General features: G+C 69.1%; 13 protein-coding genes. 3 read left to right on the top strand and 10 right to left on the bottom strand.

The window, feature by feature from the left end; genetic code table 11:
- Nucleotides 1-40: 40 nt before the first annotated feature.
- Together argH and ACFVIM_RS24780 are read right to left on the bottom strand one after the other, a co-directional pair.
- A complete protein-coding gene (argH, locus tag ACFVIM_RS24785; RefSeq protein ID WP_384305207.1) occupies nucleotides 41-1,468 on the bottom strand; it encodes an argininosuccinate lyase in 1,428 nt (475 codons plus the stop codon).
- A gap of 42 nt (nucleotides 1,469-1,510) precedes the next feature.
- Complete coding sequence (locus ACFVIM_RS24780) at nucleotides 1,511-2,704, bottom strand: argininosuccinate synthase (RefSeq protein WP_384305205.1); 1,194 nt, start codon at nucleotides 2,702-2,704, stop codon at nucleotides 1,511-1,513.
- 115 nt (nucleotides 2,705-2,819) lie between these two features.
- Between ACFVIM_RS24780 and ACFVIM_RS24775 the strand changes: the two genes are divergently transcribed.
- Together ACFVIM_RS24775 and ACFVIM_RS24770 are read left to right on the top strand one after the other, a co-directional pair.
- Nucleotides 2,820-3,407, top strand: coding sequence for a pyridoxamine 5'-phosphate oxidase family protein (locus ACFVIM_RS24775; protein ID WP_384305201.1), 588 nt, complete (start codon nucleotides 2,820-2,822; stop codon nucleotides 3,405-3,407).
- Between the two features lie 177 nt (nucleotides 3,408-3,584).
- Nucleotides 3,585-4,322: a L,D-transpeptidase family protein gene (locus ACFVIM_RS24770; RefSeq protein ID WP_384305198.1), complete on the top strand. Its 738-nt coding sequence runs from the start codon at nucleotides 3,585-3,587 to the stop codon at nucleotides 4,320-4,322.
- Nucleotides 4,323-4,526: 204 nt separating this feature from the next.
- Here ACFVIM_RS24770 and ACFVIM_RS24765 read toward each other — a convergent pair whose 3' ends face one another.
- The gene (locus ACFVIM_RS24765; protein WP_384305195.1) at nucleotides 4,527-4,790 is read right to left on the bottom strand and encodes an IPT/TIG domain-containing protein; all 264 of its coding nucleotides are present in this window, start codon (nucleotides 4,788-4,790) and stop codon (nucleotides 4,527-4,529) included.
- A gap of 35 nt (nucleotides 4,791-4,825) precedes the next feature.
- Complete coding sequence (locus ACFVIM_RS24760; RefSeq protein ID WP_384305192.1) at nucleotides 4,826-5,092, bottom strand: IPT/TIG domain-containing protein; 267 nt, start codon at nucleotides 5,090-5,092, stop codon at nucleotides 4,826-4,828.
- Nucleotides 5,093-5,430: 338 nt separating this feature from the next.
- On the opposite strand from ACFVIM_RS24760, the gene ACFVIM_RS24755 reads away from it, so the two are divergent.
- Nucleotides 5,431-7,125 carry a hypothetical protein gene (locus ACFVIM_RS24755; protein WP_384305190.1) on the top strand — a complete coding sequence of 565 codons (1,695 nt, stop codon included), beginning with the start codon at nucleotides 5,431-5,433 and terminating at the stop codon, nucleotides 7,123-7,125.
- Nucleotides 7,126-7,350: 225 nt separating this feature from the next.
- Here ACFVIM_RS24755 and ACFVIM_RS24750 read toward each other — a convergent pair whose 3' ends face one another.
- The 6 genes from ACFVIM_RS24750 to ACFVIM_RS24725 all read right to left on the bottom strand — a co-directional run bounded on the left by ACFVIM_RS24750 (nucleotide 7,351) and on the right by ACFVIM_RS24725 (nucleotide 14,000).
- Entirely contained in the window at nucleotides 7,351-7,887 is a 537-nt protein-coding gene (locus ACFVIM_RS24750) for an arginine repressor (RefSeq protein WP_384305188.1), read from the bottom strand.
- Nucleotides 7,888-7,986: 99 nt separating this feature from the next.
- Nucleotides 7,987-9,213, bottom strand: a complete 1,227-nt coding sequence (locus tag ACFVIM_RS24745) for an acetylornithine transaminase (RefSeq protein ID WP_384305185.1) — start codon at nucleotides 9,211-9,213, stop codon at nucleotides 7,987-7,989.
- Nucleotides 9,214-9,221: 8 nt separating this feature from the next.
- Nucleotides 9,222-10,133, bottom strand: a complete 912-nt coding sequence (gene argB, locus ACFVIM_RS24740) for an acetylglutamate kinase (RefSeq protein ID WP_384305183.1) — start codon at nucleotides 10,131-10,133, stop codon at nucleotides 9,222-9,224.
- A complete protein-coding gene (gene argJ / locus ACFVIM_RS24735; RefSeq protein WP_384305181.1) occupies nucleotides 10,130-11,281 on the bottom strand; it encodes a bifunctional glutamate N-acetyltransferase/amino-acid acetyltransferase ArgJ in 1,152 nt (383 codons plus the stop codon). Before argJ ends, argB begins: the two co-directional genes overlap by 4 nt.
- Before the next feature lie 167 nt (nucleotides 11,282-11,448).
- Nucleotides 11,449-12,477: an N-acetyl-gamma-glutamyl-phosphate reductase gene (gene argC, locus ACFVIM_RS24730; RefSeq protein ID WP_384305178.1), complete on the bottom strand. Its 1,029-nt coding sequence runs from the start codon at nucleotides 12,475-12,477 to the stop codon at nucleotides 11,449-11,451.
- A gap of 278 nt (nucleotides 12,478-12,755) precedes the next feature.
- The gene (locus ACFVIM_RS24725; RefSeq protein ID WP_384305176.1) at nucleotides 12,756-14,000 is read right to left on the bottom strand and encodes an epoxide hydrolase family protein; all 1,245 of its coding nucleotides are present in this window, start codon (nucleotides 13,998-14,000) and stop codon (nucleotides 12,756-12,758) included.
- Between the last annotated feature and the right edge of the window lie 347 nt (nucleotides 14,001-14,347).

Genomic DNA, 14,347 nt, shown 5'->3' with positions numbered 1-14,347 from the left:
GGACCGGCGGGGCCCGAACGGGCCGCCCATCGTGCGAGGGCTACCGCTTGGCGTCCGCCCAGGCGTGCTGGACGGCCAGATCGGCCTTGATCTCGGCGAGCTGGACCGCGACCGCCGACGGGGCGGTGCCGCCCCGGCCGTCGCGGGCGGCGAGCGCGCCCGGCACGTTCAGCACCGTACGGACCTCGGGGGTCAGATGCGCGGAGATCTGGGCGAACTCCTCGTCCGTCAGCTCGTCCAGCTCGATGCCCCGGGCCTCACAGCGCTTGACGCACTCCCCCGCGACCTCGTGCGCGACCCGGAACGGCACCCCCTGCTTGACCAGCCACTCCGCGATGTCCGTGGCGAGCGAGAACCCGGCCGGGGCCAGCTCCTCCAGCCGCTCCCGGTGCACGGTGAGCGTGGCCATCATCCCGGTGAAGGCGGGCAGCAGCACCTCCAGCTGGTCGCAGGAGTCGAAGACCGGCTCCTTGTCCTCCTGGAGATCGCGGTTGTAGGCGAGCGGCAGCGCCTTGAGCGTCGCCAGCAGCCCGGTGAGGTTGCCGATCAGCCGCCCCGACTTGCCCCGCGCCAGTTCGGCGATGTCCGGGTTCTTCTTCTGCGGCATGATCGACGACCCGGTGGAGAAGGCGTCGTGCAGCGTGACGAAGGAGAACTCCTTGGTGTTCCAGAGGATCACCTCCTCCGCGATCCGGGAGAGGTTGACCCCGATCATCGCGGTCACGAAGGCGAACTCGGCCACGAAGTCCCGGGCGGCGGTGCCGTCGATCGAGTTCGCCGACGAGCCCCGCTCGAAGCCCAGGTCGGCGGCGACGGCCTCCGGGTCGAGACCGAGCGAGGAGCCCGCCAGCGCCCCGGAGCCGTACGGCGAGACCGCCGTGCGCTCGTCCCACTGCCGCAGCCGCTCGGCGTCCCGGGAGAGCGCCTGGACATGGGCGAGGACATGGTGGGCGAAGAGCACCGGCTGGGCGTGCTGGAGATGGGTGCGGCCGGGCATGGCCACGTCCGGGTGGCTCTCGGCCAGCCCCACCAGCGCGTCCTGGAGCTCGGCGATCAGGGCGCCGATGATCCGGGCGTGGTCGCGCAGATACATCCGGAAGAGGGTGGCGACCTGGTCGTTGCGGGAGCGGCCGGCCCGCAGCTTGCCGCCCAGCTCCGCGCCGAGCCGCTCCAGCAGCCCGCGCTCCAGCGCCGTGTGGACGTCCTCGTCGGCGATGGTGCCGGTGAAGGAGCCGTCGGCGACATCCGCCTCCAGCTGGTCCAGACCGGCGAGCATCCGGGTCAGTTCGTCCTCGGTGAGCAGCCCCGCGCCCGTCAGCACCCGGGCGTGGGCGCGGGATCCGGCGATGTCGTACGGGGCGAGCCGCCAGTCGAAGTGCACGGACGCGGAGAGCCGCGCCAGCGCCTCGGACGGGCCGTCGGCGAACCTGCCGCCCCAGAGCCGGACGTCACCGTTGTTGCTGCTCACTGCTGAAGGCTCCTCACAAGAAGTGCTGCGGGCGTACGGGACTCAGACCAGGTCGCGCCGGGCGGCGATCTTCGCGGAGAGGCCGAAGATCTCGATGAAGCCCTGCGCCTTGGACTGGTCGAAGGTGTCCCCGGTGTCGTAGGTGGCGAGGTTGAAGTCGTAGAGCGACTCCTCCGAGCGCCGGCCGGTGACGACGGCCCGGCCGCCGTGGAGGGTCATCCGGATGTCACCCGTCACATGCTGGTTGGCCTCGTTGATGAAGCCGTCGAGGGCCCGCTTGAGCGGCGAGTACCACAGGCCGTCGTAGACCAGCTCGGACCAGCGCTGCTCGACCTGCCGCTTGTAGCGGGCCAGCTCGCGCTCGACCGTGACGCTCTCCAGCTCCTGGTGGGCGGTGATCAGCGCGATGGCGCCGGGCGCCTCGTACACCTCACGGGACTTGATGCCGACGAGCCGGTCCTCGACCATGTCGATCCGGCCGATGCCCTGGGCCCCGGCCCGCTCGTTGAGCTGCTGGATCGCCTGGAGGACGGTGACCGGGCGGCCGTCGATGGCGACGGGCACGCCCTCCTTGAAGGAGATGACGACCTCGTCGGCCTCGCGGGCCTCGGCGGGGTTGGAGGTGTACTCGTAGATGTCCTCGATCGGCGCGTTCCAGATGTCCTCCAGGAAGCCGGTCTCGATCGCCCGCCCGAAGACGTTCTGGTCGATGGAGTACGGGGACTTCTTGCTGGTGGCGATCGGGAGCTGCTTCTCCTCGCAGAAGGCGATGGCCTTGTCCCGGGTCATGGCGTAGTCACGGACCGGGGCGATGCACTTCAGGTCGGGGCCGAGCGCGGTGATGCCCGCCTCGAAGCGGACCTGGTCGTTGCCCTTGCCGGTGCAGCCGTGGGCGACCGTCGTCGCGCCGTGCTTGTGGGCGGCGGCCACCAGGTGCTTGACGATCGTGGGCCGGGAGAGCGCCGAGACCAGCGGGTAGCGGTCCATGTACATCGCGTTGGCCTTGATCGCGGGGAGGCAGTACTCCTCGGCGAACTCGTCCCGGGCGTCCGCGACCTCGGCCTCGACCGCACCGCAGGCGAGCGCGCGCTTGCGGATGACGTCCAGGTCCTCGCCGCCCTGGCCGACGTCCACGGCGACGGCGATGACCTCGGCGCCCGTCTCCTCGGCGATCCAGCCGATGGCGACAGAGGTGTCCAGACCGCCCGAGTAGGCGAGTACGACGCGCTCGGTCACGGGTTTCTCCTTACGGTGCATGCGCTGCGGTGAGTGATGGAATAAGTATGCACTCCTCTGTATGTTTCGTCAATTATCCCGGGGTCGGGCGGCCCCTGAAGGCAGAATCGGCCGCATGGGACAACGCTACGAACGCATAGACGGCCGGATCCGTACCTTCATCGAGCAGCAGCCCGTCTTCTTCACCGCCACCGCCCCGCTCGCCGGGGACGGGCATGTCAACCTCTCCCCCAAGGGGCGCCACGGCACCCTGGTGATCCTGGACGAGCAGACCCTCGCCTATCTCGACTTCGGCGGCAGCGGCGCCGAGACCATCGCCCATCTGCGGGAGCCGGGCAACGGGCGGATCACCCTCATGTGGTGCGCCTTCTCCGGCCCGCCCAAGGTGCTGCGGGTCCACGGCGACGGCGAGGCCGTCTTCCGCGACGATCCGCGCTGGCCGGAACTGATCGCCCGCTTCGGCGCGGCCGACGGCCCCGGCGCCCGCGCGGTCATCCTGGTCCGGGCCCGGCGGATCAGCGACGCCTGCGGCTTCGCCGTGCCCTTCCTGGCGTACGAGGGCGAGCGCACCCAGCACGCCGAGCACTTCGGGCGGAAGTCCGAGGAGGAGTTCGCGGCCTACTGCGCCAAGAAGGAGCATGTGGGGGTCAGCCTCGACGGACTGCCCGCGCTGCCGCTGCCCCTGCCACCGCGCCCCGCCTGACCCCGCTGACGCGCCCCGCCTGACCCCCGCCGCCGCGTCCCGCCCGACCTCGCTGACGGCCGTGCTCACCTCCGTACGGGGGTCCGCGTGCGCCGTACGGGCGATGGCGGGGGCGGTACGGAGGCGGGCGGCGCGGCGCCCCGGCCGGGGCGCCGACGGCGGCTACGGTCCCGGGGTATGCGTCACCGACTCGCCCTCGCCGCCGCCACGGCGCTGCTGGCCCCCGGCGCGCTGGGGGCCGCGCCCACCCCCGTACCGCCGTCCCTCTCCCCGGCGGCGGCGCCACGGCCGCTGCCCGAGCGGATGGCCCGCACCGGGGGCGGTGAGCAGCTGATCACCGCCGTGGCCGCGCGGACCGGGTCCACCACCGGGACCGTGACCTGGTGGGAGCGGCGGGGCCGGGGCCGCTGGGCGGCGGTGGGGTCGGCGCCCGCGCGGTTCGGGACGAACGGGCTGGCGGCGGGCGGCACCCGGCGCCAGAACACCGCGACCACCCCGACCGGGCTCTACGGCCTGCCGTTCGCCTTCGGCGTCCGGGCGGCCCCGGCCGGGACGCGCTATCCGTTCCGCCGGGTGACCGACCGCTCCTGGTGGTGCCAGGACAACCAGTCGCGTGCGTACAACCGCTGGGTGGAGGGGCTGCCCCGGGACTGCCGGGCGACGGAGGCCGAGCGGCTGGCGGAGTACCGCACGCAGTACGCGCACGCGCTGGTCATCGGCTACAACTACCGCAGGCCGGTGCGCGGCCGGGGCGCCGGGATCTTTCTGCATGTCCACGGCCGGGGCGCGACCACCGGCTGTGTCTCGGTCCCGGCCGCCGCGATGGCCCGGCTGCTCTCCTGGGTGGACGAGCGCCGGGCCCCGCATATCGCGATCGGGACGGTGGCGGGGAGCACGGCGGTCACCGGCGTCTGAGGGGATCTCACTCCACCACCGCGCCGCCGCCTCGACCTCCGCCGCCTGATCAGCCAGGGGACTGGCCCAAGCCACACACCTGGCGTCTCCACCCGACCGTCTCACCCAAAGGGCCGCCTGGCCCGCGACCAGACGACCCCACAGAAGGATTCTCAGCAGCCTTCTCGGCGCTTTTTCGCAGATTACCGCGCCGACCGGGAAACTCTAATTATCGTACTGGAAAAACACCTCGTTGCTCAAGTGCCCGTCGGCCTTCAGCTTCACCGGAATCCGCAACCCGGCCGTCCCCGCAGGGGCTTCCTCGATCTTGACGACCTTGATCGACTCAGCGACGAACGAGACGACCTTCCCGTTCCACCACACGTCGGTGGTGTTCGTGAAATGCTCACCATGAATGGTGACGGAGTAGCCCCCCTCGGCACTGCCGTTCTTCGGGCTCAAGCTCTCGATCTTCGGATTGTCAGCCACCTTGCTTCCCCTTTCTGAACTGCGATTCAGGATTCTCATTCATAGGTGTACGGCTTGGCGTTACTGGCATGATCGGTCCAGACAACTACGTCGACCTGGCCAGCAGCCGCACCTTTCGGCACCTTATGCACATCAATGCGCTTTCCGTCAGATGACGAAGTGAAGTCATCCACCCGGTTATCGCCGAAAAGAACCTTGGTGACATCGAGAAAATATGATCCTGTGATCACCACAGAATTGTCACCGCTTTTGGGTCCGGTTTCTGGCGTCAGCTTGTCGATGTGCGGGATGTCTTTTCCCATGACGGCCGCTCCTCTCACATCAAGCTTTCCACAGAGCATCAGGGAATCGAAGTCAAGAAGTCCCATCCCCCCTGAAAGGGCTAGTGAAGGAACTTTCTTTCGAACTTTTGATCCACTGCATTCCGTGAACCACCGCCACCACAACCCTCCGGGCGGCTCTATAGAGGTACCTCGTCCAGGCGACTTCGACGCGTTTCCTGCCCTGCACATGCGACACGACGTGTGTGCTGTCACCGGGAAAGTCCGTAATTCCTCACGACAGCGCATTATCGGACCGGCAGAGCAGGGAAACAGTGAAATCATATTCTTCCGTCAAGCGCGAGCATCTGAGGCGAGGTGTGATCACGCTCGGCGTCACCACATTGCTTGGCTCCCTACTGGGAGCCGGTCCCGCCGGGTCGGTTCTGCCTGAGCGGCGGGCCGGTGACCCCGTGACTGTTTCAATGGGGGATTCCTATATCGCCGGCGAAGGTGCACGGTGGGTCGGCAACGCCACGGGGTCAGACGCGAATTCAACAACCAACCGGGAGAGCTCCTTCACTCTCCCGGACTGGTCCACACAGGACCCTAACTACAACGGAAGGGCCCGTGCCGATATCTTCCCTGACAACACTTACAACTCAAAGAAAACAGGAGAAACAGACAAACCTGGATGCCACCGCTCCGATCGGGCCGAAATCCTTCTACTCAACAGCACGAACAAGAACCTGGCGTGCTCGGGCGCCACAACTGCCAGCATTCTCGCCAGTTGGCATAAGGGGGAAAAGCCGCAGATCGATCAGCTGGACGAACTCCTGGTGACAACCGAGGTGAATCGAATCGTCCTGTCCATTGGAGGCAATGACATCGGAGTCTCAAGCCTGGTAGCCGACTGCGCCATGGGGGCATTCACCCTCGGCGCAGGAATGGGCGATTGCCAGAAAGACAACATGAGCGGCCCGGCTTTTATCGGATACGCAGGCTATGGAACTCTGCAAAATAATATCCTCAAGGTCATCTCTCAGATCAGGACAAAATTCAAGGATCGATCAAAGAGTGAGCCCCGAATCATCCTTCAAGGCTATCCCCGCCCCATCGCCAGCGTGAGCAATCTGCGGATCACCAGCTCTCTGATCCAAGGCGACAGATACAGAACAATGGGATACCCGTTCAATAATGACGGTGTCACCTTCCTTGACCGAACAATGACGAATCTCAACCAAACACTGGCAGCCACAGCACGCCTCGCCGACGTTGACTTCTTGGACACCACAGACGCTCTTTCCGGGCATGAGGTCGGCCATGCCAGCTCAAACTTGCAAACGCTGCAGTCCGCGGGCCCACCCGTCACAACGACATACGGCCCGGCGGATCTGGAATGGATGCGATGGGTCGCAGACCTCGGGCTCCCCCTGGTCGGCGACGCCCAGAAGAAACAGGAGTCCCTTCACCCCAACTACCTGGGAACATATTCCCTGAAGTCATGTCTCAGCGATTTCATCAGCAAGACGACGTCAAGCGATAAGCGCAATATCGGCACCTGTAGCATCGGCTCAGCCCAAGGTCCCGATCAGACCACCGCGGCAGTGACAACCGAGCAGCACCTCCGCGGCAAGTATCGCGTCTGGGTGAAGTCGATCAAGCTAGCTGAATCCGATAAGCAGTCGGGAACCATCAACGGCACCATCAAAGCGTCCAAAGGTTCCTCCGAGAAGGAGATTTTCACCAGCCCCTGGAACTGGACAGCCACGGGCCAGGAAGCCACCCTGGAGGCAGAAGACACATCAGGAACCTATGATCTTGAGCTTAAGGGAGGAGAAGACAACGGCGAGTATGTCGAATTCGCATACGGACTGTATGACGGCACCCCCAGCGAGACCAACGCATGCTTCGCAGGGACATACAGATTGAATCGCGAAAAAATCGTCATCATGTTCGTCGAAGGAGGGCGATTCAATACCGACAACACCTATGAGAAAACACTCTCGGAAACTCGTAACGCAAGCTGCAAGCTGGACGTCACGATTCAGTGGACAAGGACCCCACCGTCGTAGAATCCCGCACCGGAGTAGCGGAAGAGAACACCGCTGCGGTGCGGATCGGGGCAGCAGCGGCCGGAACGGCCGCGCGGGAAGCCCGTCACGGCCAGGACCCTGACGTGGCGGACGACGGCCGCGCCAGCGGCCGGAGGAGGTCGAGGACGTCCTGCGAACGTCGAAACAAGGCGACTCATGACATCACCTTTCGTTGACGACAACGCATAAGGCGATACCTAAGCGCTACCGGTCGTTCTCGGCCAGCCGCAGCAGATGGTCGGCGAGCGCCTGGCCGCCCAGCGGGTCCCGGCTGATCAGCAGCACGGTGTCATCGCCCGCGATCGTGCCGAGGATGTCCTGGAGTTCGGCCTGGTCGATGGCCGAGGCGAGGAACTGCGCCGCGCCCGGCGGTGTGCGCAGGACCACCAGGTTGGCGGAGGCCTCCGCGGAGATCAGCAGTTCTCCGGAGAGACGGCGCATCCGCTCCTCCTTGGCGGACTCGCCGAGCGGGGCCTGCGGGGTGCGGAAACCGCCCTCGCTGGGGACCGCGTAGATCAGCTCGCCCCCGGTGTTGCGGATCTTCACCGCGCCCAGCTCGTCGAGGTCACGGGAGAGCGTCGCCTGGGTGACGCTCAGCCCGTTGTCCGCGAGGAGCTTGGCCAGCTGGCTCTGGGAGCGCACCGGCTGCCGGTTGAGGATGTCCACGATCCGGCGGTGCCGGGCCATGCGCGTCTGCGGTACCGCCGGACCCGTGTGCTCGGTGTCCTGCGCCTCGGTCATCGTCGTCTCATTCTCCGCTTGGTCCTTCCCCGTGTGTCCAGGGCCTCCCGTTCGGATCCCGCCGGGTGCCCTGATCCGGCCTGGTCCGAACGGAAGACCCTAGCGCGCCGCCGGCCGCAGCGCCGCGTCGAGGACGCCGGGCAGCGCCTGGAGGAACGCGTCCACCGCGGCCTCGCCGACGACCAGCGGTGGCATCAGCCGCAGGACGTCGGGGGCCGGGGCGTTCACCAGGAACCCGGCGTGCTGAGCCGCGAGCTGCGCCTGCGGGGCGAGGGGCTCGCTGAGCACGATACCCAGCAACAGCCCGGCGCCACGGACATGGGAGACCAGCGGGTGTCCGAGAGATTCCACTCCGTCCCGGATCTTCTCCCCCAGCCGCTTGACCTCGTCGAGGATCCCCTCGGCGGCGAGGGTGTCCAGGACCGCGAGCCCCGCGGCGCAGGCGACCGGGTTGCCGCCGAAGGTGGTGCCGTGGTGGCCGGGCCGCAGCAGCTCGGCCGCCGGGCCGAAGACGGCGGTCGCGCCGAGCGGCAGCCCGCCGCCGAGCCCCTTGGCCAGGGTGACGATATCGGCCTCGACGCCCTCGGCCTGGGCCGCGAACCAGTGGCCGGTGCGGCCGATGCCCGTCTGCACCTCGTCCAGGGCGAGCAGCGTCCCCGTGGCGCGGGTGATCTCCCGGGCCGCGGTGAGATAGCCGAGCGGCGGTACGACGACACCGTTCTCGCCCTGGATGGGCTCGATCAGCACCAGCGCCGTCTCCTCGGTGACGGCGGCGCGCAGCGCCTCCACGTCTCCGTACGGTACGTGGGTGACCTCGCCCGGCAGCGGCAGGAACGGATCCCGCTTGCCCGGCTGGCCGGTCAGGGCGAGGGCGCCCATGGTCCGGCCGTGGAAGCCGCCCTCGGTGGCGACGACATGGGGGCGCCCGGTGAGCCGGCCGATCTTGAAGGCGGCCTCGTTGGCCTCGGCGCCGGAGTTGCAGAAGAAGACCCTGCCCGGACGGCCGAAGAGCTGGACCAGCCGCTCGGCCAGCGCGAGCGGCGGCTCGGCGGTGTAGAGGTTGGAGACATGCCCCAGCTCGGCGATCTGCCGGGAGACGGCGGCGACGATCGCCGGGTGGGCGTGGCCGAGGGCGTTGACCGCGATCCCGCCGACGAAGTCGGTGTAGGCGGTGCCGTCGGCGTCCCAGACGGTGGCGCCCTCACCGCGCACCAGGCCCAGGGCGGGGGTGCCGTAGTTGTCGGTCATCACGCCCCGCCAGCGCTGGGCGAGGTCCTGGTTGCCGCTGTCGGAGCCGCTGTTCTCGCCGCTCATGCCGGTGCTCATACCCGTGCTCACCCCTGTCCTCCCGGTTCCTGGTCGGGGACGACCATCGTGCCGATGCCCTCGTCGGTGAAGATCTCCAGCAGGATGGAGTGCGGCACCCGGCCGTCGATGACCCGGGCGGTGGTGACGCCGTTGCGCACGGCGAACAGGCACCCCTCCATCTTGGGGACCATGCCGCTGGAGAGGTCGGGCAGCAGTTTCTCCAGCTCGGTGGCGGTGAGCCGGCTGATGACCTCGTCGCTGTGGGGCCAGTCCTCGTAGAGCCCCTCGACATCGGTCAGGACCATCAGGGTCTCCGCGCCCAGCGCCGCAGCGAGTGCCGCAGCCGCCGTATCAGCATTGACGTTGTAGACATGTCCGTCGTCCTCCGCGCGGGCGATGGAGGAGACGACCGGAATCCTTCCGTCCGCCAGCAGGGCCTCCACGGCGCCCGTGTCTATCCGGGTGATCTCGCCGACCCGGCCGATGTCGACCGGCTCACCGTCGATGGTCGGCAGATGCTTGGTGGCGGTGATGGTGTGGGCGTCCTCGCCGGTCAGACCGACCGCGAGGGGACCGTGCTGGTTGAGCAGCCCGACCAGCTCACGCTGGACCTGTCCGGCCAGCACCATCCGTACGACGTCCATGGCCTCCGGGCTCGTCACCCGCAGACCGGCCTTGAACTCGCTGGTCAGGCCGTGGCGGTCGAGCTGGGCGCTGATCTGGGGGCCGCCGCCGTGGACGACGACGGGCCGCAGACCGGCATGGTGCAGGAAGACGACATCCTGGGCGAACGCCGCCTTCAGCTCCTCGTCGACCATGGCGTTGCCGCCGAACTTGATGACGACGGTCTTGCCGTGGTGGCGGGTGAGCCAGGGCAGGGCCTCGATCAGGGTCCGGGCCTTGGGGAGCGCGGTGTGCTTCCGCGTCGGCGTGGTCATGAGCTGTAGGCGCTGTTCTCGTGCACGTAGTCGGCGGTGAGGTCATTGGTCCAGATGACCACCGACTCGGATCCGGCGGCGAGGTCGGCGGTGATCCCGACCTCCCGGTAGCGCATATCGACCAGGGCGCGGTCCTCGCCGACGCTGCCGTCCTTGCAGACCCAGACCCCGTTGATGGCGACGTTCAGCCGGTCGGGCTCGAAGACGGCACCCGTGGTGCCGATGGCGGAGAGCACCCGGCCCCAGTTGGGGTCCTCGCCGTGGATGGCGCACTTGAGGAGGTTGTTGCGGGCGATGGAACGGCCCACCTCCAGGGCGTCGGCCTCACTGGCCGCGCCGACGACCTCGATCCGGATGTCCTTGGAAGCGCCCTCGGCGTCGCCGATCAGCTGGCGGGCGAGATCGTCGCAGACCGCGCGGACACCGGCGGCGAACTCCTCGTACCCCGGGGTGAGCGCCGCGGCGCCGGACGCCAGCAGCAGCACCGTGTCATTGGTGGACATACAGCCGTCGGAGTCGATCCGGTCGAAGGTGAGCCGGGTCGCGTCGCGCAGCGCCCGGTCCAGGGTGGCGGCGTCGAGGTCGGCGTCGGTGGTGAGGACCACCAGCATGGTCGCCAGACCCGGGGCGAGCATGCCCGCGCCCTTGGCCATACCGCCGACGGTCCAGCCCTCGCCCTGGTGGACGGCGGTCTTGTGGACGGTGTCGGTGGTCTTGATGGCGAGGGCGGCCTTCTCACCGCCGTGTACGGAGAGTTCGCCCGCCGCCTTCTCCACTCCCGGCAGCAGCTTCTCCATCGGCAGCAGGGTGCCGATCAGGCCGGTGGAGGCGACGGCGATCTCCCCGGCGCTGTGGCCGAGAACCCCGGCCGCCTTCTCGGCGGTGGCGTGGGTGTCCTGGAAGCCCCGGGGGCCGGTGCAGGCGTTGGCACCACCGGAGTTGAGAACGACGGCGGTGACCGCGCCGCCCGTGAGGACCTGCTCGGACCAGAGGACGGGGGCCGCCTTGACACGGTTGGAGGTGAAGACGCCCGCCGCCGCGCGACGGGGGCCGTCGTTGACGACGAGGGCCAGATCGGGGTTGCCGTTCTCCTTGATTCCGGCGGCGATACCCGCCGCCGAGAATCCCTGCGCTGCCGTGACGCTCACTGCTTCCTTCTCCTTAGTCTCCCCAGGGCCTTCGCTGGGCCTTCACTGGGTGTCCCGTCGTCGCGGGGGTCGCCGTCGCGGGGCCGTCTTCGTCAGGCCGTCTTCGTCAGGCTGCCTTCGCAGGGCCGTCTTCGTGGGGCCGGACCCTCAGGCGCTCGTCCGGCGCCTCAGGGCGCCACTCCCGTGAAGGGGAGTCCCGTCCCCTCGGGAAGGCCGAGGGCGATGTTCATGCTCTGCACCGCACCGCCCGCCGTGCCCTTGGTGAGGTTGTCGATGGCGCTGACGGCGATCACCCGGGCGGCGGCCTCGTCATACGCCACCTGGAGGTGGACGGCGTTGGAGCCGTGGACGGAGCCGGTCGCGGGCCACTGCCCCTCCGGCAGCAGCGTCACGAACGGCTCCTCCGCGTACGCCTTCTCATACGCGGCGCGCACCTCCTCGGCGGTGGTGCCTGGCCGGGCCTTGGCCGAGCAGGTCGCGAGGATCCCCCGGGGCATCGGCGCGAGGGTGGGCGTGAAGGAGACGGTGACCGCCTCCCCCGCCACCGCGCCCAGATTCTGCGCGATCTCGGGCGTGTGCCGGTGGCCTCCGCCGACGCCGTACGGGGTCATGGAGCCCATCACCTCGGAACCCAGCAGATGGGGCTTGGGCGCCTTGCCCGCACCGGAGGTCCCGGAGGCGGCGGTGATCACGGCCTCCGGCTCGACCAGCCCGGCGGCGAAGGCCGGGACGAGGGCGAGCGAGACGGCCGTCGGATAGCAGCCGGGCACCGCGATCCGCCGCGTCCCGGCCAGCGCGTCCCGCGCACCGGGCAGCTCGGGCAGCCCATAGGGCCAGGTCCCGGCGTGCGGGGTGCCGTAGAAGCGCTCCCAGACGGCCGCGTCGCCCAGCCGGAAGTCGGCCCCCATGTCGATGACCAGCACCTCGTCCCCGAGTTCAGCGGCGACGGCGGCGGACTGCCCGTGCGGCAGCGCCAGGAAGACCACATCGTGCCCGGCGAGCACCTCGGGGGAGGTCGCCTCCAGGGTGCGCTCGGCGAGGGGGCCCAGATGCGGCTGGAGCGCGCCGAGCCGCTGCCCGGCGCTGGAGTGCGCGGTGACCGCGCCGACCTCGACACCGGGGTGCCCGAGCAGCAGCCGGAGCACTTCCCCGCCCGCGTAACCGCTCGCACCCGCCACTGCCGCCCGTACCGTCATCGAACCCTCCTTCTGGATGGCATGACTATACGCAGCACCGCAGGTTTATGCAATGAGTCGGGAGTGGGCGGCCGATGGCGGCGCGGGCCGGCGGGCGGCTGACTCCGTGGACCCCGGCCCCGGCGGTCGACTGACTCTACGGTCGCCGTCGGCCCGCCGCGAGAGGGTGAGCGGCGGGATACACGGGGTGAGCCCTCCCTGGCCGGACGGGCGGGCGCGGGGCGCCGGACGGCCCGGACCGGGCGCCGGGCGGGGCCGCCCGGTCCGGCAGGGGTCGGTCAGGGTCTGCGGCCCCGGAAGGTGCGGCGCAGATCGCTCACCCAGGCGCCGGGGTTCTCCCAGGGGATGAAGTGACCACCCTGGTCATGGGCGGTGACATTGACATGGTTGAACCAGGCCGCCTGGGGGCCGGTCATAAACGCCCGGACGCGCTCATCGGCGCCATGGACGCCGGGCGGGTTCTCGTATGTGACGAAGGTGAGGCCGACCGGGGCCCGCACGACCGGGGTGAGGTCATGGGCCGGGGTCCAGGGGTAGCGGTTGGCGTTGGCGTAGTACCGCATCGACGTGGCGATGGAGTTGTTCACCCAGTAGATCGTGGCGTGGGTGAGCATGTCGTCCCGGCTGAAGACGGATTCGACGGAGCCGCCGTGGTCACTCCAGGCGTTCCAGCGCTCCAGCAGCCAGGCCAGCAGTCCGGCCGGTGAATCACTCAGGCCATGGGCCAGGGTGGCGCCGTCGAGCATATGCACGGCGAGATGGGACGCCGAGCGGCGGTCCAGCTCGATGATCCGGGCCCTCACGTCGGCGGGCTGGTCGTCGGTGAGGGGCCGGTTCCGGGCGAAGTCCCAGGCGCGGGGGCCGGTGAAGAAGTCGAGCGGCAGCCCGGAGCCGATATGGATGCCGTACAGCTCGTCCGGGTACTTGTGGCCGAGCTGGCTGGAGACGATCCCGCCGATGTCGCAGCCCCCCGCGGCGTACTTCTCGTATCCCAGGGTCTCGGTCATCAGGGTGTGCCAGAGGTCGGAGACCTTCCAGAAGTTGAGCTCCGGGAAGCCGGTGAGCGGGCCGGGGAAACCGAAACCGGGCAGCGACGGCACGATGACGTCGAACGCGTCGGCCGGATCACCGCCGGACGCGGCCGGGTCGGCGAGCGGGTCGATCACCTTCGACCAGTGCCAGAACGTCCACGGCCAGCCATGGGTGAGGATCAGCGGAATCGGGCGGGGGCCCCGGCCCGGCTTGCGCAGAAAGTGCACCGGGACACCGGCGACGCTCACCTGGTAGTGCTCGTAGGCGTTGATGGCGGCTTCGGCCCGGCGCCAGTCGTAGCCGTCCCGCCAGTGGGCGACCAGCTCACGGAGGTAGCCGCCCGGGACGCCGTAGGACCAGTCGGACCCGTCGGGGTTCTGGTCGTCCAGCGGGGGACGGGTCAGGGCGAGACGGGTGCGCAGATCGTCGAGCACCGCGTCGGGCACATGGATCGGGGTGGGCTCCAGGGGGAAGGGCGGTGGGGTGGTCATGGCCTGGTTCCGTGGTTCCTTACCGGGGAGGGGACGCGGTGGCGTCCGTGCGGGCCGGGAAGCGTCGGGGAGAGGGCGTGCGGGTCGTACGGATCGGAGGGGCGCGCGGATCATGGGGACCGGTCAGGTCAGGCTGCGGGGGGCATATGCCCCTGGCCGACTCGACCGTAGCGCGGGCGGCTTCGCCCCACGCGGGAGTTCGCGGTCCCCCTGGCACGTGATGGGTTCGCCCGCGGCGGGGAGCCGGGGCCTGGGTCCCGCTTCCTCGCGGCGCCCCGGGGCCTGACGCGGGGAGAGGGGCGGCGGCCAGGGGTTCGCCGAACGCGCGAGGGGCGGGACCGCCGTGT

Source organism: Streptomyces sp. NPDC057638, assembly GCF_042800315.1.
Classification (GTDB): domain Bacteria; phylum Actinomycetota; class Actinomycetes; order Streptomycetales; family Streptomycetaceae; genus Streptomyces.
The sequence above is the reverse complement of the archived record's forward strand: the minus strand, read 5'-3'. Positions and strand labels throughout refer to the sequence as shown.

Excerpts from the sequence above, each read along its gene's own strand:
- ACFVIM_RS24775 (WP_384305201.1), top strand. The coding sequence starts at position 2,820 with ATGGGACAACGCTACGAACGCATAGACGGCCGGATCCGTACCTTCATC.
- ACFVIM_RS24770 (WP_384305198.1), top strand. The coding sequence starts at position 3,585 with ATGCGTCACCGACTCGCCCTCGCCGCCGCCACGGCGCTGCTGGCCCCC.
- ACFVIM_RS24760 (WP_384305192.1), bottom strand. The coding sequence starts at position 5,092 with ATGGGAAAAGACATCCCGCACATCGACAAGCTGACGCCAGAAACCGGA.
- ACFVIM_RS24750 (WP_384305188.1), bottom strand. The coding sequence starts at position 7,887 with ATGACCGAGGCGCAGGACACCGAGCACACGGGTCCGGCGGTACCGCAG.
- ACFVIM_RS24745 (WP_384305185.1), bottom strand. The coding sequence starts at position 9,213 with ATGAGCACCGGCATGAGCGGCGAGAACAGCGGCTCCGACAGCGGCAAC.
- argB (WP_384305183.1), bottom strand. The coding sequence starts at position 10,133 with ATGACCACGCCGACGCGGAAGCACACCGCGCTCCCCAAGGCCCGGACC.
- argC (WP_384305178.1), bottom strand. The coding sequence starts at position 12,477 with ATGACGGTACGGGCGGCAGTGGCGGGTGCGAGCGGTTACGCGGGCGGG.
- ACFVIM_RS24725 (WP_384305176.1), bottom strand. The coding sequence starts at position 14,000 with ATGACCACCCCACCGCCCTTCCCCCTGGAGCCCACCCCGATCCATGTG.